Here is an 18,989-nt window from a genome sequence, read left to right as displayed (position 1 = left end):
GTGGAGCCCTACCTGACCGTTTCGGGCTCCCCCCATCCGGACAGTGCCAACTCCCGCCTGCTGGCCAGCCTGGCCACCCTTACTTCCACTCCCGTCCGCTCCGCTACCCCCCTGGATTCCCTGCCCATCTTCCAGCCCGCTCGGGATCAATCCCCCTGGCCGGAACCCGTTATCAATTGGCGCAAGGACTGGGCAGGGGCGAAGGCCGTTATCATATCTACCCCCGCCTACCTGGACAACCTGCCGGGCGTACTGAAAAATGCCCTGGACTGGCTCACCACCTCCGGGGTGGCCACCGGCAAGCCCGTACTGGCCCTGACCTTCTGCCCCCACCCGCCGCGGGGGGAACATGCGCTGCAAAGCCTGCTGTGGTCGCTGCAGGCGCTGGACTGCCGGGTCGTGGCCCAATTGCCCTGTTTTCAGAATGAGGTGGCCTTTGATGAAGGGGGCGGCATTTTACCGGGCGATACCCGGGAGATGCTCACCGAAGCCCTGCGGCTGTTACCCTAAAGGCATCCCCCGTGAACCACCGGATCATCGTCGGACTCTTTTTCCTCACCTACCTGGTCATCGGATTCGCGGTAGTGGACGACTACGGCATCACCTACGACGAAGCCATACAGCGCCGCCACGGTCACGTCACCGTCGAATACATGGCCGACCGCCTGGGCATTGATCACCCGCCCCTGGCTACGGAAGGAAAGTCGTTCAGCGAGTACGGCATGATCTTCCAGATCGTGGCTACCCTGGCTGAGATTCAGTTGGGCATCATGGATGACCCTTTCCAGTACTACCGGCTCCGCCACCTCATGGGTTTCCTGCTGTTTGCCCTGGCCCTGGCCTTTTTCTACCGGACCCTGAGGCTGCGCTGGCCCCGGGAAAAGTGGTACCCCCTTATTGGCACGGCCATGCTGCTGCTCAGTCCGCGCATCTTCGCCCACGCCTTCTTCAACCCCAAGGATCATATCCTGCTGGTTTTCTACGCCATTGCCACCTTTACCCTGGCCCGCTACCTGAAGCACCGCAGCAATGCTGCCCTCGCCTGCCACGTACTGGCCTCCGCCCTGGCGCTGAATACCCGCTTCCCGGCCCTTATTCTGGTGGCGGCCACGGCCCTGATCCTCATTTGGGAACAGCTGTTCGAGCGCCCCGGCAACTACCGCAGGCTGGTGCACGCGGCCGTCTACCTGCCTGCCACCTTCCTGCTCATGCTCCCCTTCTTCCCCTACCTCTGGGTGGAAACAGGATCTCGCCTGGCCGGCGCCATCAGTCACATGAGCGCTTTTACCTGGGACAGCGTCAACCTTCTCTTTGCCAATTACCTGCCGGCCACCGACCTGCCGGCCTACTACATCCCGGCCTGGATCTTCATCACCACTCCCCTGCCCTATCTACTGTTCCTCTTCGCGGGACTGTACCTGGCCATTCGTGCGGTATGGCCCGGACTACAAAAAGGGAGACTGTGGACGGGCTACGCCGGCCAACTGGATTTTGTCCAGCTTGGCCTCTCGGTCGGGCCTATTTTGGTCGTTATCGTGCTCGGATCCACCCTGTATAACGGTTGGCGGCACCTGCACTTCGTCTATCCCGGCCTGGTGTTCCTGATGATTACCGGGTACGACCGACTGGGGCGGTGGCGGCCCGTTCTCAGCAGCGCCGTGCTGACCCTGGGGATAGTCACTACGGCCATAGCTATGATCCGCATGCACCCCCAACAGCAGGTGTACTTCAATGAACTTATTAGCGGCGACTACCTGCTGCGGCGGTTTGACATGGACTACTGGGGTGCTGGCTACCGCCAGGCTCTGGTGGAGCTCGCCGACCAGATCCCTGAAGGAGAAACCCGCACCGTCAAGTGCCAGAACTGGCCCTGTATCGACAACATCCGGGCCCTGCCGCCCCGCGCCCAAGGGAAGATCATCCACGAATCCGACTGGGGCCGCGCCGACTATACCGCCACGAATTTTCTATACCCCCAGGAGCGGATCGACGTGGCCAACCGCGTCGGCATATTCGCCCGACCGGTCGTGGAAGTTGCCCCGCGGGGCGATCTCATCATCGGCATCTACAAGAACAGTGAATGAGCGTACGCATTGGCCTACTATCCGACACCCATTCCTACCTGGACCCGGCTATCCTGGAACACTTCGCCGGTTGCGATGAGGTGTGGCACGCCGGCGACGTTGGCGACCCGGCGGTGCTGGATGCACTGGAAGCCTTCCGCCCCGTACGGGGGGTATACGGCAACATCGACGATACGGCCATCCGGCAGCGGCTGCCCCTCGACGCCTGTTTTACCGTGGGTGGGGTGAAGGTGCTGATGACCCACGTCGGCGGATATCCAGGACGTTACACCGCGCGGGTAAGGAAGCTTATCGAAGCGGAGCGGCCCGACCTTTACATCTGCGGCCACAGCCACATCCTGAAGGTGATGATGGACAAAACCCGCAAAGTTCTACACATGAACCCCGGGGCCTGCGGCCGTCACGGCTTTCACCGGATGCGAACCGTACTACGATTTTCCGTGAACGAGGGCCGGATCGAAGACCTGGAGGTTATTGAGCTGGGGTTGCGCGGGGCTGTTCCCCCGGACTTTCTTCCCGATTAGACTCCGGAATATCCATCCCCATGGCCCGGGCGCGGGCCCGCCAGCGCTCCCGCGCCAGCCGCTGCATATCCTGGGTACTGTCCATCTCGTCCATGATCTCGAGGCCCAGCAGGGTTTCCATGGCGTCTTCCATCGTGACCAGTCCTTCCATACCGCCGAATTCATCCACCACCAGGGCCACCGGCTCCCGGCGCTCCAGCATGCGGTCGATCAGGTGGTGCAAGGAGGTATCCTGGGGAACGGTCAGCAAATCTCGGACCAGCGACAGCACGGGCTCATCGTCCCGCTTTTCAATAATGGCCTTGTACACCATATCCTTTAGCACGTAGCCGAGGACCTGGTCGCGGGTCTCCCCGAAGATGGGGTAACGGCTAAAGGGGCTGTTGTCAAACTTGTCGTAGAACTCCCGGATCGTCAGGGTGGACCAGGCGCCGACCACTACCGTGCGGGGGGTCATCACGTCGTGGACGGTCAGGGATTCAAAGTTCAGGAGGTTGCGCAGGATGCGGCCTTCTTCTTCCTTCAATTGACCCTGCTCCGTCTGGGCCTCGGCCATGATGGCGAACTCGACCCGGGTGAGGGCCGTGGAGTGGGCGTCGCCGCCGCCGAGGCTCTGGTTGATCTTGTTGGATACCCAGACGATCCCGAGGGCCTTGAAGATCTTGACCAGGATGTCCAGGCTCTTCACGGTGAAGGGGGCCAGCTTCTTCCAGTAGGAGGCGCCGAGGTTTTTGGGGATGATCTCGGAAAAGATCAGGATGGCCAGGGTCATCACGATACTCACCACCACCTCGTAGGATACCGCATAGCCGATGAAGGGCAAGACGAATCCACCCTCACCAAAAGCAGCACCCGTGCTCGCACCTACCAGGATGGCACCCACGGTGTGGGCGATCGTATTGAGGGAGAGGATAGCCGTCAGCGGCTCGTTGATTTCCTTTTTGAACTGCTGCAGCAGTTCACCGGTGCGCCCGCCTTCCTGCACCTTCAACTGGACGTAGCTGGGCGTAATCGACAACAGCACGGCCTCGAAAATGGAACACAGAAAACTGAAGGCGATGGAGATGAGCGCAAATAAAAGCAGTGGGACCATAGGGGGAGAAAGAGGTATTACACCCTAGAAGGTGAGCGGACCCCGATTAGTTTACATACAGCTTCTGGTAAGGGACGATTACGTCGGCCGTCTCCAGGGCATTCAGGCTGCGCAGTTCCTCGACCGTGATGCGGTACTGGCGGGCAATGCCGTACAGGCTATCTCCTTCCTGCACGATGTGGAAGGACCGATCCTGCTGCACCGGGGCTCCGTAGGCCGGGGGCACCGGGGATTCGTAGGCCGGGGCGGCGGACTGGGGGCGGCTCTCAGCCACGGGGCGGGCGGGGGGCACGATCACATTGGGTGACGGTGCCACTACCGGCGGGGGCGGGTAAGCGGTGGTGTAGCTTGAATTGTTGCGGTCGCGCGCGGGTGCCGGGGCAACCGGAACGTAGTCGCTCGGGCGCGGGGTGATGCCGGCTGCGTTGTTGCCGGAACCGGTTGGAGATTGAGTAGGCGCGGCCTCCGGGCAATCGCAGTCCGAAGTTTTGAGTCGCTGCCCTACCCGGGCCACGGGAGCATCACTGAGGTTATTGAAATCCTTGAACCGCTGGGTCGTATACCCGTACCGCAGGGCCAGGCTGGCGAAGGTTTCTCCGGGCTGGACGATGTGGTAGCCGCTTTCGTTACTCTCAGCTGGCCGGGTCCGGGCCGGCGGGGGCACCACTACTTCGGGGACGGACACCACGGGATCGGCCGGCGGCGGAGTGGATTCCGGAACGCGAATGCGCGGCGGTGCCACCGTGGTACTACCACCACCGGTGTACGCCGCATCATTTTCCGAGCCGATTTTTAGCCGTTGGCCTACGAAGATGGTATTGTCGTAAAGTCCATTGGCCCGCTTGATCTCGTCGACGCTGACCCCGTAGCGGCGGGAAATCGCGTAGAGCGTCTCCCCCGGGGCAACCTCGTGGACCGTGACTGGTACGGCACTTGGAACACTGTTTTGCTCCGTCACCTGGGTGGCTACCATTTTCGGGGCGGCACTTCCTTCCTGGAGCACGGGCTCGGCCGGAACATTAGCCGCGGCCACGGGCTGGGCGTCGATGTACAGGGGTACGAAGGCGGTTTGCCGCTCCCGATCCCTGCACTGCTGTTCAAGGTATTGGTCCAGGGAGACGTCGTTCACGCCGGCGGCGGAGATCACTTCATCGTGATTGACGCGGCCGTCACCCGTGAACTGTCGTTCCACGATGCCCAGTCCCGGGACGAGGCGGTACAGGATGGCGGGGAAAGCCGCGCCGGGTTGGGTCTGTCGCAAGAGGTAGGTGGCCTGGCAGCCACTTCCTTCCATCCCCTCGAAGGTGACGGTTGCTCCGTTGTTGCCACCGTCCAGATTTACCCCGATGACGCTGTTTTCGGTATCGAAGGCGAAAGAGGCGAAGGGCGATTGGTAGCGGATGTTGCTTCCCATTTCCTCAAGTACGGCTGCCATTACTACGGGCTCTACCCGGTAGCCTCCCTCGGGCAGCGGCTGTACGAGGAAGAGGTGGTCCTGGGCTTCGTTAATGCGGTGGGCCAGGTCTGCGGTCAGCCGTGCCTCGCTGCAGGGCAGGTAGTCTTGGGGAAGCTGGGACTGAACGGCCGCTCCTTCTCCGTCGGTTTCCAGGATGAGCCGCATGCCAAAGCCGGCGGGCAGGCTGTAGGAATAGTAATCCATCCGGGCGCTTCCATCCACGGTCCGGTCGTAACGCAGGCGTGCACCGCACGCCCCATCGTATATCAGAAATATCTGTTCGGCGTAACCCTGCCCCCACAGAAAGAGCAAGAGCAGTACGAAAAGTGATCTCATCAACTAAGTGGTTTGGCGTCGTAAGTGGAACAGACGGAACGCAGTAAGAACGACGGGCAGCCGGCGAACTTGTCCGTACGCTCACCTTAAACATGGCAACCCTGAAATAAAAGCAAGCCTCGGGCGCGGATGTCCCAGCCAAGGTAGGGACAAAACCACATTACCTCCTAACCCCAGCGAACCTTAGCCGCAGAAAATCGGATTTTACCACAAACATTCCCCATGCCCCTCTCCTTCCCGCCCCACTGCCGCGCCTGCCTGTTCGGGCTCTGCGTTTTCCTGCTTCCCGTCGCTTGTGGACCGGATAACCGCCAGGATATTGACCTGAGCGATTTGGTGGTCGAACAGCCGGTGGACGGGGTTGGCCACTACGTATACGCCATTAACCTGCCACAGTCCGTTGCGGCCGGCGAATCCTTCGACGCCCAGATGGAGTGGCGCACGGTGGGCGGCGTGGATCCCAATGCCCGCTACACCATGGACGTGGTACTCGAAGGCGCCGAACGGAAGGAATGGTCGATCCCCTCCGGGGCCAACACCGTAGGGGAACTGCACCTGGCCAACTGGCTCAGCTACACCTTCGAGGTGCCGGCCAGTTTCCCGGCCGGGAATTACACCTTCGGGGTCCGCTTGCGCGACGCGAACCGGGACCTGGAGGAAGTGCCGCTGGGCTACCTGGAAGAGCTGCGGATGGACGACGGCTACTTTCGCCTGGGCGAGATCGAGGTGGTCAACTAAGGGCTAGACCTCGACGTAATGATCGTCCAGCTTGCGCTCCTGGGGCTCACCCAGCTTGTCGACTGACTTGGCCACCAGCATGGCTACGGTGGCATCACCCGTTACGTTGGCTACCGTCCGGCACATGTCCAGGGGGCGGTCCACCGCAAAGATCAGGGCCAGTCCCACCTCGGGAATACCGGCCTGCGCCAGTACGATCACCAGCATCACCATCCCGGCACCGGGAACGGCGGCCGAGCCGATGCTGGCCGCCAGGGCGGTAGTAATGATCGTCAACTGGGCGCCGAGTCCCAGCTCGATGCCGTAGGCCTGGGCAATGAATACCGCCGCTACGGCCTGGTAGAGGCTGGTACCGTCCATGTTGATCGTCGCCCCGATCGGCAATACGAAGGAGGTAACCTCCTCGTCGACCCCCAAATGCTCCTCTACCCTTTCCATGGTCACCGGCAGGGTGGCCGCACTGGAACTTGTACTGAAGGCCAGCAACTGCGCCGGGCTGATGCCCTCAAAAAACCTGCCGTAGCTCACCCCGGTGAATACCTTGACCAGCATGGGGTAGACCCCGAAGACCATGAAGGCCAGTCCGGCCAGTACCGAGGCACTGTACATCAGCAAGGCAATGAAGAGATCCTTGCTCGGGGCCTCCACCACCAGACTGGCCAGCAGGGCAAAGACGCCGACGGGGGCGGCGAGCATGATCAGGTCGATCAGCTTGAGGACGACTTCGTTGACGCCGTCGAAGAAGTCCTTTACCGGCTGGGCCTTCTTGGGATCGATGAGGATGAGCCCGACGGCGAAGAAGATGACAAAAAAGATCACCTGGAGCATATTGCCGTTGTCGCTGGCGGCGCCGATGATGTTGTCGGGCACGATGTCGACCAGCGCCTGGAGGGGGCCGGCATCCGCCTGTTTGGAGGCATCGGTTATCCTGGAACCCGCGTCCGCGGCAAAATCGTTCAGCAGGTTATCTCGGGTAGTCTGGTCCAGACCCTTGCCCGGTCCCACCAGGTTGACGATACCGAGGCCCACCACGATGGCTACGACGGTAGTGAGTACGTATAGCCCGATGGTGCGCACGCCCATGGAGCTGAGCTTGCTGATGTCCTTGAGGTCGGTGATTCCCTTGATGAGGGAGGCAACGATCAGGGGGATGGCAATCAGCTTCAGGCTATTGATGAAAATCGTGCCGAAGGGCTTGATCCAGTCGCCGACAAATTCCTCCCAACCCAGGGAGGCGGCCAATACGCCAAAGCCGACGCCAAGCGCCATGCCGATGAGTATTTGCCAATGCAGGGCCAGCTTCTTCATGAGGGGGTAGTTGGTTAGGGACGGGGCCGAAAATACCTTACGCCGCCCCATACGGCCAAACTACCACCTTTCTCGGCCGGCCCAACCGGGTTATCCCAGCAGGTTGGGGTACTCGTCTTCCGGTGGCTTGGGGATGGGCTTGATCATGGGCAGTTCCATGACCTTGGCTTCCTTCGGGCCCACGGTAATGAAGCGCAGGAAACCGCCGTGGGCTTCGGCGATGTGGCGGGCGAAGGTGCGGAAGTTGTGGTAGTAGAGGTAGCCGTAGGGTTCCCGCAGTTTGGGCAGGATATCGTTCAGCTTGCTCAGTTCCTTGACAATGAACTTCTCCCGCTGCTCGATGCCGTTTTGCATGCCGTTGTACAGCTGCTGGATGCGGGCCGAGAGGCCTTTGTCGATCTTTTCGTAGTAGGCGCTGAGGCGGCCGCGGGTGTTGTAGGTACGGATGTCGGCCAGGCGCTGGGCCTCGGTCAGCTCAACTTCATCAAGGTCATTGTCGGCGGCACCCACCAGGATTACGATCAGGGGGATGGCGTCGAACATCAGCTGTTGCTCTTCGTCGGTCAGGTTGTTGAACTCTCTCAGCATAACTTTCTACTTTGGGGGCGACAAACATACATAGTCCCACCCTAGCCATGCAGCAATTACTCCTTTTTTTGATGGCGGTCGTCGCGGGTGCTATGCTGGCGGTACAGGCCGGGCTCAACAGCGGAATGGGCAAGGCCGTCAACAGCCCCGTATACGGTGCCCTGATTTCCTTTGTTACGGGAGGCATTGCCCTGCTGGCCTACTGCCTGGTGGCCGGCGTACCTCTGGGTAATGTACGGCGTGCGTTCGACTTGCCCTGGTTTTACTGGCTCGGCGGCGTGCTGGGTGGCTTTTATGTATACGCCATCATCGTGCTGGCGCCCCGGCTGGGGGTGGCCCTGACCATTGGTCTGACCGTAGCCGGGCAGATGGTATTCAGCCTGGTGATCGACCATTACGGCCTGCTGGGCATCCCCCCCCAATCGGTGAACTGGCTGCGCATTCTGGGCATCGCGGCCATTATTGGCGGGGTGGTGTTGCTGCGCAGTAATTAAGCTTGCTGTACCTTTGCCGCCTATGGGATGGTTCAAAAGACTCAAGGACGGTATTCAGACCGCCACGCGTAACAAGAAAGAAGCCCCGGAAGGCCTGTGGTACAAGTGCCCACGGTGCAGCGAAACGGTAACCCGCAAGGAGCTGCGCGAGAACTTCTACAAGTGCCCGAGCTGCAATTACCACGAGCGCATCGGCTCCCAGGAGTACTTCGATTTATTGTTTGACGGCAATTTCGAGGAGTACGAAGCCGACATGGAGGCCGTGGACGTACTGCAGTTCAAGGACCTCAAAAGCTATAAGGACCGGCTGAAGGCCGCCAAGAAAAAAACCGGACTGAACGACGCCATCCGGGTAGCCCGCGGCAAACTCAACCGCCGCCCCCTGCTGGTGGCCTGTATGGACTTCGGTTTCATCGGCGGCAGCATGGGCAGCGTCGTCGGCGAAAAGATCGCTTTCGCCATCGATGAGGCCCGCAAAACCCGCACCCCCCTGCTGATCATCAGCAAGACCGGTGGTGCCCGCATGATGGAAGCCGCCTTCAGCCTGATGCAAATGGCCAAGACCAGCGCCAAGCTCAGCCAGCTGGCCAAGGAGGGCGTGCCCTACTTCAGCCTCATGACCGACCCCACCACGGGTGGCGTGACGGCCAGCTACGCCATGCTCGGCGACATCAACCTGGCGGAACCCGAAGCCCTCATCGCCTTCGCCGGCCCCCGCGTCGTGAAGGAAACGATCAAGAAGGAACTGCCCGAAGGATTCCAGACCTCGGAGTTCCTCCTCGAGCACGGCTTCCTCGACTTCATCGTCGACCGCAGTGAGCTGGTGGATCGCATGGGCGACCTGCTGCACCTCTTCGAATCCGCCAAGGCACCCCAGACCTAACCGACTTCCGGGTTCAGACGACCAAGTCCGGCTCCTGCTCCCCGCGCAGGAAGTCGCGGACCCGCCGTGCCACGAAGATGCCTAGCCGTAGCCACCCCAGGGGCGGTTGCAGACTGGCAATCAGGCGGATCACCGTGGTGACCGCTTCCAGAAAATAGGCCGCCCCTTCCAGCATCCGTCCGATATACCGCTGGTGGCGCCCCAGGTCGTCGTGGCTTACCGAGGCATCCATCAGGTTCACGACGTCAAAATCCAGCCGGTACCGGGTCAGTAGCAGCGGTGCGCCGCCCTCCCCTGCCACAGCCCCCAGGGAGACGAACGGCCGCCCCAACAGGAAATGCCCGAAGTAGCGAAAACCGGTAAAGAACATGCCAATGCCTTCCTGCAGCCGCTTGGCCACCGCCTTTACGAAGTCGAACACGGCCCCAAGCAGGGTTTCAATGGTGCCGGCGATCCAGGCGATCACCCGCCTTACCGCCCGAAAGGCCCCGCGTAGCAAACTGCGCAGGCCGTAGTACGCCCGTCGAAAGGGGTGGCGCTCGGGCTCCCCGTAGATGGGGCTTACCTCCCGTTGTCGTTCGGCGAATTCGGCATCAAGCTTGTCTTCCATTCCGCTTTCTCTCACGGCCTCCCAAATTCGGTTCTCCTCCGCTTCCGCTTCCGGGGGCGGCGGCGGAGCGTAGGCGTCCAGCAGTCGCCCCACCAGCTTCAGGTCGACCAGCCAGCTACCGGTTTCGGCCGTGCGCACGATTACCCGATCCAGCCGACGGTCCTTCCACTCTCCGTGTTCCCGCTCCTGGGCCACCAGGGCCAGGACCGCCCGGTGACTCAGGATCCCGAAGGCTCCGTCCAGCACCCCCGTATAGAAACCAGCCCTCCACAGGGCGAGCTGCAACAGCCGGATGCCCAGGTGATTGGCGCCGGTGTCCTGATGTAATTCATTGCCCTTCACCCGTCGTTCGGCCCGGCGCGCAAGTCTTTCCTCCCGGTCCGTCCAGGCGTCACCGGTACCCCCACCCTGCGGCAGGGTGTACTGCAGGAAATACCGGCCCGCTGCCTCGGGCAAGAAGCGGTTGGCCCGCCGGAAGGCATCGAACAGCCGGGGGCCGTCGAGCAGGAGTTCGTGGAAGGTACGGTGCAGGTGAACCGCGTCGCGGCCCGGCAGATATTCCCGGTAGTGGCCGCCCAGGGAGTTATCGAGTTGGTAAAGCAACGGCAACTGCTCCCGCGTGAAGTAAGACGGTCGGCGGTTGGTGTACCCCTGCTGAAAATGGTAAAAGTAGACCCGCATCCGGAAGGACAGGGAGCGGCCGTAGGCGGAGGTTTCGCCGATACGGTACCCTTCCCTCACTTCGGTATCCCCGTCGAAAGAAGTGTATCGGGCCAGTCGGTGCACCACCGGAACCAGGTATTCCTCCAGCCAGTCCAGTCGCTCCGCCAGGCCTCCGGCCGGCAGGCTGCGAAAGTTGCGAAAGCCGGGATAATCGTCTTCCCCTACGAAGGCGCCCGCCGCTACCGTGACCTTCCCCAGCAATTCCCGTGGCGGATCTTCCCCGGCGGCGCGTGCCCGGTGCCACGCCTGAAAGTCCGCCGGCGTGAGGTAGGCCAGGTCGGTCAGGTGCTGCACCAGTTCGTGCCATTGCCCGCGGCGGGTACGCGAAGGTTGAGCAGTGCGCAGGAAAGTAGCGGGAACGGTAGCGGGGAAGGGCATGGCGTAGCGGGCGGTCATGGTCTCGGCTACGATCCGCTCGGCCTCCTCCCCTACCCGGGGACTCAAGTTTCCCGCCTGCAGGTCGCGGCATACGTCGACGAGCGTTGCGGTATTCACCCCCTACCGTTTGCTGCCCAGCAGGAGCTTGGCGATGCCGTCGGCCATGGCCGCCCGGGCAATGCCGGCCGCCTTCACCGTTTCGTTGTGGAAGTCGAGGTAGACGGCCTCCTCCGGCGAGAGGTTTTCCTTCACGAAGGTGACCGTATCCTTGTCGATCGATACGTGGGTGGCGGCAAGGGCGGAAACCGTGGCGTCCTTCTTGAGGAGATTGCCTTCCAGCTGCTGCATGATGCGGCTGAGCTTCAGGGGATTGCCTTCTTGCGCATCCTGGAGATCGTTTACGCGAATGGTAAGGTTGCCCGTCAGGGTGACAACGTCCAGGCTCGTCATATCGTGGATGAAATCACCGAATGATTTGTTCTCTGGCATGGGTGTGGGGTTCAGGGAGTTAGTAGAATTCCTCGGTACGCATAAGGTGCAGCTTTTTCCGCAGTTCTTCAGTGTCCAGCCCCGGAATGTCGGCTACATCCTCCTCCCGGAACAGGCTGTAGCGGAAGGTCGGCTTTTCACCGGGGGCGGCCTGGGGGGTGTAGCACAACAGCAGGTCGCTGAGCACGGTATAGGCCCCCATCGTCAGTCGCGGACCGTCCGGGCTGCGCTTCTGCCCCCGTTCCCGGTCATTGCGGGCGGCGTAGTGGGTGCAGCTGATGAGCTCCCCCGCATCATTAATGTAGTTTTTACCGCTGATGACCTGGCAGCCTGCACTCCAGTTGCTTATGCCCAATCCACTCCAATGGATATTGAAGGTGGGATTGGGGTTGGGGTCAAGGCCGTCCCGGCGATTGCGGTCCGTGAGGGCATTGTCGCCGTGGACGTCGCGAATCACCATCACCCCCGCGCCGGCCGGCCGGGCGGCCTTATAAATACGTTCCCGGCGCCCCTGGCTGATGTTGTGCCAGTTGAAGCGGTAATGGTGCTGCCCTTCGGTCAGGTAGCCCTCGCGGCCCTCCCGCGGATTGGAATCGGTGGAACCCCAGAAAAAGAAGGTCATCCCGCGGATCAGCAACACAAAAAGATCGTCCGGCGGTCGGCGGCCGCCCTGGGGGAAAGCCTCCTCCGCCCGGAAGCGGATGCCGATCAGTTGGGGAGCTGCGGGGTCGAATTCCCACTCGGCGGGCAGCAGGGTATCGCCACGGCGTGCCGAGGCCGCCAGTTGCTGCATCGTGGGAGTTGGATGGTCACGGAAGTGCCGCGCCGCCGTTGCCAACCAGTTCATCCACCGCTGGTGGTCGGGGCGGGTTTCACCCAGTGACCACCGGCACCGAAGGCCTTCACGCTCCCACTGGTCAAGGTAGAAGCGGGTGTCACTGCCCACTACCCCGTCGGGCCAGGAAGCCGGATCGCGACGGCCGTGGCGTTCCGGGCTGGCGATCGTCCGGACGTACTCCTGAAAGAGCCGCACCGCCGCCTGGGTGACGTACCCGAAAATACCCCCGTGAGCCGCGTAGGGCATGAAGCCAGCGGACTGCAACAGTTGGGTGAGCGCCCGAATGCGCTGGCCGGGCAGTTGTTCCCAGGGCCACCAACGGTTGCGGCTATCGTCGCGGAAGCGGATCTCGCCCCGGGCAAAGCCATGGGGATGGTGGTACAGGCGCAGGAACTCCTCCTTCTCACCCGCGGTCATTGCCACGTCCGCATCCACCCGCCCCAGCCGCAGTACCTTTTCCATACGGCTTTATACTTTCCAGGTCCTGTTGGTTACCAGCTCCGGCCACTTCATTTCCAGTCCTTCCAGGGCCTGCAGCACGATGTCGGTCATGAGGTAATTGCGGTACCAGCGCTGGTCAACCGGGATGATGTGCCAGGGGACCTCGCTGCGGGCGATGACGTCTTCGTAGGCCGCGCGGTATTCGTCCCAGTGTTCCCGCTCGCGCCAGTCGGCGTCGCTGTGCTTGTAGTGCTTTTCGGGTTCGACCACCCGCTCCATCAGCTCCTCCCGCTGCTGTTCCTCGCTGAGGTGGAGGTAGAATTTGAGGATGAGGGTGTTGTTGTCGTACTGCAGCAGCTTTTCAAAGGCGTTAATGCTGGCTATCCGGCGGTCGACCTGCTCCTCCGTGATCCAGCCGTGGACCCGCTGGATGAGCACGTCCTCGTAGTGGCTGCGGTTGAAGATGACCATTTCCCCCTGAGCGGGCACTTCCTTGTGGACCCGCCAGAGAAAATCGTGATCAAACTCCTCCTCCGTCGGCTTGCGAAAGTTGACCGCCCGCAGCCCGTAAGGCGCGCAATCGCCGAATACGTTCCTCAGCGCGCCGTCTTTCCCACTGGCATCCATGCCCTGCAGCACCACGAGTACGGCGTGTTCCTTCTCGGCGACCAGCTGCCGGTGCAGTTCACTGATGCGGCTGGAGCGCTCCCTGGTTTGTCGTTCGGCTTCGTCGCGGTCCAGGTCTTCGGGGGCGCGGGTGGATATGGTGCTCAGGTCGATTCGGGTCATGCAGCTGGTGGGGTTGAGAAGTTTAGGTTTTTGAAAGGGATGAGGCGCCGGAGCGCGGGTGCCAGGGCAACCGGGAATGGCCAACGAACAGGAAAGTACGATACCGCGGGCGAACCCTCCCTCCGTACCCACTATCACCCGCCGGGCGGCCATATTTTTCCTAATTTTGCGGCCATGACCAGACTGCTGCCCCTGGGGCTTTTGCTAGTGTTAGTTGGATGCCGGTCCACCCCCGCGCCCGAAGCTGCCCCCGCGGTGGATGCCCTACCCGTTCGCCTGGAAGCCCTGGACGAATCCGCCACCCGGCGCTGGTTTGGTCCCGAAGTGGTTGCCGAGGAGCTCTTCGCCGGCATGGAATGGTCGGAAGGCCCCCTGGTACTGCCCGACGGAACCGTCGTCTGCAGCGACGTGCCGAACAACCACATCCTCAGCTGGACCGGAAGCGGCAGCGAGGTATGGCTCAACAACTCAGGTGCCGCCGCCAACGACTACAGCAACGAGCCCGGCAGCAATGGCCTGGCGCTGGATCCCGAGGGACGGCTGCTGCTGGCCCAGCACGGCGCGCGCCGCATTGCGCGCATGGATGCTCCGCTCGCCGGCCCCGAACCGACCTATTCCACCGTGGCCGATCGCTACGATGGCAAGCGTTTCAACAGTCCCAACGACCTGGTGGTAGCCGCCGACGGGTCCATTCTCTTCACCGACCCGCCCTACGGACTGCCCAAGGGAGAGGCCGGGGAAATGGGTTTCAACGGAGTCTACCGCGTAGACCCCCGCGGTCAGGTGACCCTGCTGACGAAGGAATACTCCCGCCCTAACGGTATCGGACTCAGTCCGGATGGCCGCACCCTTTACATCGCCAACTCCGATGGCGCCCGCGCGGTAGTGACCGCCACCCCCCTGGCCGAGGACTTCACCCTGGGTGAGCCCCGCATCCTCATCGACGGTACCGAACTCGCCGGCAAGGAGCCCGGTTACCCCGACGGACTGGCCGTGGCCGCCGACGGCACCGTCTTTGCCACCGCGCCCGGGGGCGTCTGGGTGGTTCGCCCCGACGGGACGGTACTGAGCAAAATCCGCAGCGAAGGGCCAGTGTCCAACGTTTGCCTGTCGCCGGCCGAAGACTGGCTTTACCTTACGAACGACAACCGCCTTCTGCGCGTAAAACTTAATCCCCTATGATTTCACTCAACGACCACGACATCAACGAAGCGGCAACGGCCATTCGCCGTGGCATGGAAGTCTACGTGCACCGCGAACACGGCCGCATGCTGATCGCCGACGACCCGGAGCGCAACGTCCGGGCCGATCCGGAGGTCTTCGAAGCCATCATGCAGGACGTCAGCACCGACCCCGACGCCTACGTCCACATCGAGCGCATGCCCGCCGCCGACGCCATCAAGATCATGTCGGCCTTCACCGACCGCGTCCGCAACCAGGAACTCTGGCAGGCCCTGACCTACGCCCTGAAGCGGCCCAATCCCTTCATGAATTTCAAGACCGAACTGCGGCGGTTCCCCAAGAACTACGAGCGGTGGCGGCAATTCCGTCAGGAGCGCTACACCGAGTACGTGCAGCAGTGCCTCGCCGAATCGAAGGATTGAGCGGCAAACCACAAATCCGGCGGCTGTCCCGCCCTGACATTGACCTCCCCCGGTGGAACGCCGCCGTGCGCGACAGTCCCGCCAACTTCCCCTACGGCCTGAGCCACTGGCTCGACGTGGCCACCGCCGGCCGCTGGGAGGGCCTGGTGGTCGACGATTACCGCCTCGTGCTGCCACTTCCCGCCCTGCGCCGCTTCGGGTTCCTGCCCGTCATCATCCGACCGCCCTATACCCAACAACTGGGGCCCTTCGGTCGTCCCCGCCCGGGCGATATCGCGGCCTTGTTACAGGCCATTCCCTTTCGCTTCCAGGTTTCCCTTCCCCTTATAGCGAGTATCCCTGCGGAAGAAATCTCGTCCCGTTTCCGCTGCCGGAAGCGCACCAATTACGAACTCGACCTTTCGGGGGAATGGGCGCAGATCGTTTCCGGATTTCCCCGCAAACTCCAGGCCTTTCTGCGGCAGACGGCCGCCCGCGATCAACTGCAGCCTCTGGAAGCAGATGAATTTGTAGACCTGAGCCGCCGCCACCTGGCCGGCCGGGCCGGCCTGCGGGAAAGTGACCTCACCGCCCTGCATACCCTGATCCTTGCGGCACGTCAGCATGAATTCGGCCAATGCTACCAGTTGCGGGAAGAAGGCGAACTGCTCGCCGCCGGCTTTTTTCCCTGCTTCGGCCGCCGGACCATCAACCTGGCTACCGTCACCACGGAACGCGGCCGCAAAAGAAGGGGAACCAGCCGCTTACTGGCCCAGGTGATGCGGCAGCGCGCCGGCACCCCGGGCGCCATCTTTGATTTCGAAGGATCCGAATTGCCGGGGGTAAGGGACTTTTTCGCCAAATTCGGCGGCAGCGACCGCGGCTATTACCTGCTGGAAAGCCGCCCCTTCGGCCTGGGCTAGCCGCAACCACCCGGGCCTTGCTCCGTTACGGTAGCAAAGCCCTGCCTCCATGCCCGAACTGCCGGAAGTCCACAACTTCAAACTGTACTTCGACGCCGCCGCTACGGGACAGACGATCGCCGAAGTGACCGTCCACGACGGCCAGATCCTCCGCAACCTGTCCGGCCCGGCCTTCGCCGATGCCCTTACGGGGCGCACCATCCTGGGCAGCCTGCGCCGGGGCAAATACCTCTTTGCGAATTTGGATAATGGCCACGCCCTGCTGCTGCACTTTGGCATGACGGGCGACCTGAACCTCTACCAGGAGGCCGCCGACCGGGGGAAGTTTGAACGGTTTGCCCTCCGGTTCACCGACGGCAACGTGCTGGGCTTCGACGATCCCCGCAAGTTTGCCCGCATCCTCTACCTCCACGATCGCGACGCCTACATCCAAGAAATAAACCTGGGCCCCGACGCCCTCAACCTGAGCCTGGAAGACTGGCTCGACGCCGTAAAGGGCAGGAAAGCCACGATCAAGGGGCTGCTGCTCAACCAATCCATCCTGGCGGGGGTGGGCAACCTGTACGCCGATGAAATCTGCTACCGCACCCGCATCCACCCCGCCGCCCGCGCCTGCGACCTCTCCGAGGAGCAGCTGACGGACATTCACGCCGAGACCATTGCCGTAATGAAATACGGCACCGAGAACGCCCCCTACTACAAGGACTACCCCGACGACTGGTTCTGGCACGTGTGGCGGGAGGAAGGCAAACCCGGCCCCGGGGGGGTGGGTGAAGTAAAGGTGACCAAAGTGGCTGGCCGCACCACCTACTACGTAGAAGGCTACCAGCACTAACTACTTCCCGTGGGGTTTACATCCGCTCAGGCATTTCAATGCCGAGGATGCCCATGCCCGATTCCAGTACGTTGCCCACGGACTGGCACAACCGCAGGCGGAAGGCCGTGGCCGCTTCGGAACCGGCGTTCAGGATGCTGACGTCGTGCCAGAACTTGTGGAGGTTCTTGGCCAGTTCGTAGCAGTACATCGCCACCAGGGAGGGGTCGTAATTCTCGGCCGCGTCCCGCAGCAGCGTCGGGTAGCTGTACAGCTGGCTGATGAGCTCTCGCTCCGTAGGCTCCAGCGCGGTGTAACCTGCCGCCGCGGACAGGTCCGGGGAGCCGGCCTTCCGCCACACGGCGCGGGTCCGTACGAAGGCATTCTGCACGTAGGGGCCGGTCTGTCCTTGAAGGTCGACGCTTTCCTTGGGGTCGAACACCATTCGCTTCTGGGGGCCCACCTTGATGATCTGGAACTTGAGGGCTGCCATGCCCACTTTGCGGATGATCTCGCGGCGCTCCTCCTCGCTCAGGTCGCTGGTGGATTCCCGCTCCAGGCTCGACTGGTAGGCTTCCTGGATGACTTCGTCCATGAGGTCGTCGGCGTCTACGACGGTGCCTTCCCGGCTCTTCATGCGGCCGCTGGGCAGGTCGACCATGCCGTAGCTCAGGTGGTAAAGCCCGTCGGCGTAGGGTTCTTCCAGCCGCTTGAGGATCTCGAAGAGGACCTGGAAGTGGTAGTTCTGCTCATCGGCTACGGTGTACACCATCCGGGTAGCGCCGAAGTCGTCGTACCGCAGGCGGGCGGTACCGAGGTCCTGGGTGATGTAGAGGCTGGTGCCGTCGGCCCGCAGCAGGGCTTTCTGGTCGAGTTTGGCGTCGGTGAGGTCGACGAAGACCGATCCGTCCTCCTTGCGGTAGAACACCCCCTTGTCCAGGCCCGCGTCCACCATATCCTTGCCCAGCAGGTAAGTCTGGGACTCGTAGTAGAGCTTGTCGAAGCGGACTCCCATCCGCTCGTAGGTTTCGTCGAAGCCTTCGTATACCCAGCCGTTCATCCGGTTCCAGAGGGCTACGGTTTCCACGTCGCCGTCTTCCCACTTCAGCAGCATTTCCTTGGCGGCGGCGCCCAGTTCGCTGTGGGTGTTGAAGTAGGTGTTCTTGTAGGACTTCCAGAATTCCTTCTCCGAAAGTTCCTTTTTCTTGCGGTCCTCGTAGATTACCTGGGCGTCTTCCGACTGCTGCCAGGCGCGGTACTCTTCCTGGAAGCGGGTTTCAAAGAGCACATAGTACTCCCCCACGAAGTGATCAGGTTTGACACCGGTCGATTTCGGGGTAGCTCCCTTGCCGAAGCGCTCCCAGGCCAGCATGGATTTGCAGATCGCAATCCCCCGGTCGTTGATAATCTGTACGGTCTTGACGTCAAAGCCGGCGGCGTCGAGCAACTGGCTGGTGGCCCACCCGAGGAGGATGTTGCGCACGTGCCCCAGGTGAAGGGGCTTGTTCGTATTCGGACTGGCGAATTCCACCACCACCCGCTCACCACGGTCCGGAGAGCGGCCAAAACCGGGTTCTCCCGCTTGCTCCAGCAGGAAGCGGGTCCACACCGCGTCGTCGATGACCAGGTTCAGGAACCCCTTGATGACGTTGTAGTCCTTGATTTCCGCGAAGTTGTCGCGGAGGTACTGCCCGAGTTCCTCGCCGATCTGCTCCGGTTTTTTCCGGGCCAGGCGGGTCAGGGGAAAGGTCACGACGGTATACTCCCCCTCAAATTCCTTGCGGGTCGACTGGAGGGTGATGTCCTGTCCGGAGGCATCCACGCCATACAGGGTTTCGAGCCCGTTGCGGACCCCGGTTTCGATCAGTTCTGGTAGTGCGGTCATATGGCCGCAAAG

General features: G+C 62.1%; 19 protein-coding genes. 10 read left to right on the top strand and 9 right to left on the bottom strand.

All coding sequences use genetic code 11. The annotated features are described in order from the left end of the window. From CGL56_RS09650 to CGL56_RS09640, 3 genes are read left to right on the top strand one after another with little or no spacing between them, the layout of a single operon-like run. Positions 1–510, top strand: a complete 510-nt coding sequence (locus CGL56_RS09650) for an NADPH-dependent FMN reductase (RefSeq protein WP_167641564.1) — start codon at positions 1–3, stop codon at positions 508–510. An 11-nt stretch (positions 511–521) separates the two neighbouring features. Then, positions 522–2,084: a glycosyltransferase family 39 protein gene (locus CGL56_RS09645; RefSeq protein WP_099106330.1), complete on the top strand. Its 1,563-nt coding sequence runs from the start codon at positions 522–524 to the stop codon at positions 2,082–2,084. Continuing rightward, positions 2,081–2,608, top strand: coding sequence for a metallophosphoesterase family protein (locus CGL56_RS09640; RefSeq protein ID WP_099106329.1), 528 nt, complete (start codon positions 2,081–2,083; stop codon positions 2,606–2,608). Before CGL56_RS09645 ends, CGL56_RS09640 begins: the two co-directional genes overlap by 4 nt. Here the strand turns inward: CGL56_RS09640 and CGL56_RS09635 are convergent. After that, entirely contained in the window at positions 2,556–3,701 is a 1,146-nt protein-coding gene (locus CGL56_RS09635) for a CNNM domain-containing protein (RefSeq protein WP_099106328.1), read from the bottom strand. The genes CGL56_RS09640 and CGL56_RS09635 overlap by 53 nt on opposite strands. 46 nt (positions 3,702–3,747) lie before the next feature. Then, on the bottom strand, positions 3,748–5,493 hold the full coding sequence (locus CGL56_RS09630) for a muramidase family protein (RefSeq protein WP_099106327.1): 1,746 nt from the start codon (positions 5,491–5,493) through the stop codon (positions 3,748–3,750). Between the two features lie 222 nt (positions 5,494–5,715). On the opposite strand from CGL56_RS09630, the gene CGL56_RS09625 reads away from it, so the two are divergent. Then, on the top strand, positions 5,716–6,231 hold the full coding sequence (locus CGL56_RS09625) for a hypothetical protein (RefSeq protein ID WP_099106326.1): 516 nt from the start codon (positions 5,716–5,718) through the stop codon (positions 6,229–6,231). Positions 6,232–6,234: 3 nt separating this feature from the next. On the opposite strand, the gene CGL56_RS09620 is transcribed toward CGL56_RS09625, so the two are convergent. Then, entirely contained in the window at positions 6,235–7,539 is a 1,305-nt protein-coding gene (locus CGL56_RS09620; protein ID WP_099106325.1) for a dicarboxylate/amino acid:cation symporter, read from the bottom strand. 90 nt (positions 7,540–7,629) lie between these two features. Further along, positions 7,630–8,127, bottom strand: coding sequence for a hypothetical protein (locus CGL56_RS09615; protein WP_099106324.1), 498 nt, complete (start codon positions 8,125–8,127; stop codon positions 7,630–7,632). A 47-nt stretch (positions 8,128–8,174) separates the two neighbouring features. Here CGL56_RS09615 and CGL56_RS09610 point away from each other — a divergent pair, with 47 nt between their 5' ends. Both CGL56_RS09610 and accD read left to right on the top strand, forming a co-directional pair. After that, positions 8,175–8,621, top strand: a complete 447-nt coding sequence (locus CGL56_RS09610; protein ID WP_099106323.1) for a DMT family transporter — start codon at positions 8,175–8,177, stop codon at positions 8,619–8,621. 22 nt (positions 8,622–8,643) lie between these two features. Beyond that, positions 8,644–9,504, top strand: a complete 861-nt coding sequence (gene accD, locus CGL56_RS09605) for an acetyl-CoA carboxylase, carboxyltransferase subunit beta (protein ID WP_099106322.1) — start codon at positions 8,644–8,646, stop codon at positions 9,502–9,504. 13 nt (positions 9,505–9,517) lie between these two features. On the opposite strand, the gene CGL56_RS09600 is transcribed toward accD, so the two are convergent. Genes CGL56_RS09600 through CGL56_RS09585 form a run of 4 tightly spaced genes read right to left on the bottom strand, consistent with a single transcriptional unit; the run spans position 9,518 to position 13,772 of the window. Then, positions 9,518–11,332: a hypothetical protein gene (locus tag CGL56_RS09600; RefSeq protein WP_099106321.1), complete on the bottom strand. Its 1,815-nt coding sequence runs from the start codon at positions 11,330–11,332 to the stop codon at positions 9,518–9,520. A 3-nt stretch (positions 11,333–11,335) separates the two neighbouring features. Continuing rightward, positions 11,336–11,704 carry a hypothetical protein gene (locus CGL56_RS09595; protein ID WP_099106320.1) on the bottom strand — a complete coding sequence of 123 codons (369 nt, stop codon included), beginning with the start codon at positions 11,702–11,704 and terminating at the stop codon, positions 11,336–11,338. A gap of 19 nt (positions 11,705–11,723) precedes the next feature. After that, positions 11,724–13,004 carry a peptidoglycan-binding domain-containing protein gene (locus CGL56_RS09590; protein ID WP_099106319.1) on the bottom strand — a complete coding sequence of 427 codons (1,281 nt, stop codon included), beginning with the start codon at positions 13,002–13,004 and terminating at the stop codon, positions 11,724–11,726. Between the two features lie 6 nt (positions 13,005–13,010). Then, on the bottom strand, positions 13,011–13,772 hold the full coding sequence (locus tag CGL56_RS09585; RefSeq protein WP_099106318.1) for a PPK2 family polyphosphate kinase: 762 nt from the start codon (positions 13,770–13,772) through the stop codon (positions 13,011–13,013). A gap of 174 nt (positions 13,773–13,946) precedes the next feature. On the opposite strand from CGL56_RS09585, the gene CGL56_RS09580 reads away from it, so the two are divergent. From CGL56_RS09580 to CGL56_RS09565, 4 genes are read left to right on the top strand one after another with little or no spacing between them, the layout of a single operon-like run. Next, positions 13,947–14,954, top strand: a complete 1,008-nt coding sequence (locus CGL56_RS09580; protein ID WP_167641565.1) for an SMP-30/gluconolactonase/LRE family protein — start codon at positions 13,947–13,949, stop codon at positions 14,952–14,954. Next, positions 14,951–15,376 (top strand): UPF0158 family protein, encoded by a 426-nt coding sequence (locus tag CGL56_RS09575; RefSeq protein ID WP_099106316.1) that lies wholly within the window; start codon positions 14,951–14,953, stop codon positions 15,374–15,376. The genes CGL56_RS09580 and CGL56_RS09575 overlap by 4 nt, the downstream gene beginning before the upstream one ends. Continuing rightward, entirely contained in the window at positions 15,352–16,278 is a 927-nt protein-coding gene (locus tag CGL56_RS09570; protein ID WP_143470673.1) for a hypothetical protein, read from the top strand. Before CGL56_RS09575 ends, CGL56_RS09570 begins: the two co-directional genes overlap by 25 nt. 49 nt (positions 16,279–16,327) lie before the next feature. Then, positions 16,328–17,113 carry an Fpg/Nei family DNA glycosylase gene (locus CGL56_RS09565; RefSeq protein ID WP_099106314.1) on the top strand — a complete coding sequence of 262 codons (786 nt, stop codon included), beginning with the start codon at positions 16,328–16,330 and terminating at the stop codon, positions 17,111–17,113. Positions 17,114–17,129: 16 nt separating this feature from the next. On the opposite strand, the gene argS is transcribed toward CGL56_RS09565, so the two are convergent. Next, positions 17,130–18,977, bottom strand: coding sequence for an arginine--tRNA ligase (gene argS, locus CGL56_RS09560; protein ID WP_099106313.1), 1,848 nt, complete (start codon positions 18,975–18,977; stop codon positions 17,130–17,132). Positions 18,978–18,989 lie beyond the last annotated feature (12 nt).

Origin of the sequence: Neolewinella marina (assembly GCF_002631205.1) — a bacterium.
In the GTDB taxonomy this organism is placed as follows: domain Bacteria; phylum Bacteroidota; class Bacteroidia; order Chitinophagales; family Saprospiraceae; genus Neolewinella; species Neolewinella marina.
Note: the sequence above shows the minus strand (reverse complement) of the source record. Positions and strands in the feature narration are given on the sequence as shown.